1 protein-coding gene is annotated in these 1,097 nt (G+C 68.1%); it reads right to left on the bottom strand.

Annotated elements, in window-relative coordinates; genetic code table 11:
• Positions 1–244 precede the first annotated feature (244 nt).
• A partial coding sequence (locus ACBJ32_RS59335) for an alpha/beta hydrolase family protein (protein WP_375134398.1) occupies positions 245–1,097 on the bottom strand: 853 nt, incomplete at its 5' end.

The following is a 1,097-nucleotide window of genomic DNA, read 5'->3' as shown; positions in this document are numbered from 1 at the left end:
GAGCACTGTTGGAGAACAGAGCGCTCTTCTAGCCACCGGGGCGCCGCAGTGAGTTAACGATCTTGGGGTCGGGGCGTGTGGGCGTTCTCACGCCCCACACACTTACCGAGGAATCCCGTCAGGTGATCGGGCTCAGGCCGGACCCCGGCAGCACAGCTCGGTGCGGTCGGCTCCGCCGATGCTGGGGTCAGCGCCGCCCTCGACTGCCGTGGATGATCATCGGCCTGGAGCGCAAGCGTTCACCTCAGCAGGTCTTGGCCGGCGGTGCGCAGAATTGGACCTCGGGGTAGCGCGGGGAGGGCTTGTCCAGCAGGGGCTGTGGCTTGCCGCGCAGGTGCAGGTCGAAGAAGGCGGTGACGTACTGGCGGGTGATGTCCAGCGAGCGGGTTTCCTTCAGGCCGCCGCCGAGGTCCGCGCCGAGTTGCTGGAGCAGCATGTCGTAGTCGGTGAAGGACGGGTGCAGCGCCCCCTTCACCACCAGCCAGCGCTTCCACCCGGTCAGGTGCTCCCAGTCACGCTTCCAGGTGCTGTCGCCCGAGGGGGCGCCCATCAACAGGAACGGTCGCGCCAGTCCGCTCTTGGGGATGGGGAGGAACAGGCTGCCGTCCAGGTTGACCCCGGCGCGGACCCGGGAATCCTTCACCATGGTCTCCGGGGCGGCGGCTCCTCCGATGGACTGGCCCGCCATCGCGATCCGTGCCGGATCGATCACGGCGCCGCCCTTCCACCTGGGGTGTGGGCCGGTCAACTGGTCGAGCACGAAGGGGATGTCGATCGCCCGGTTCCGGATCACCTTTTGGCCGAAGTCGTCGTCGTTGACGTGCGCGCAGGCGGCGCAGGTGGCGACCCGCCCGTCAGGGAAGGTGGTGGCGAAGTTCTCGTAGGTGTGGTCGATGCTGGCGACCACATACCCTCTGCTCGCCAGGTCCTCGGCCAGACCCGTGAGGGAGCTGCGAGGCCAGGTGAAGCCGGGCGACAGCACTACGAGCGGCAGGCTTCGCCGGCGTCCCGACGGCTCGGCGTCGGCGAAGGCGTTCGTCCGTGTCCGGCTGAGCGCCTTAGGGGGTATGTTCTCCAGTTCCTTGATTCCCGAGCCC

The sequence above is a fragment of the Nonomuraea sp. GTA35 genome, from assembly GCF_041950525.1.
In the GTDB taxonomy this organism is placed as follows: Bacteria; Actinomycetota; Actinomycetes; order Streptosporangiales; family Streptosporangiaceae; genus Nonomuraea.
This window is presented reverse-complemented; position numbering and strand designations above follow the sequence as displayed.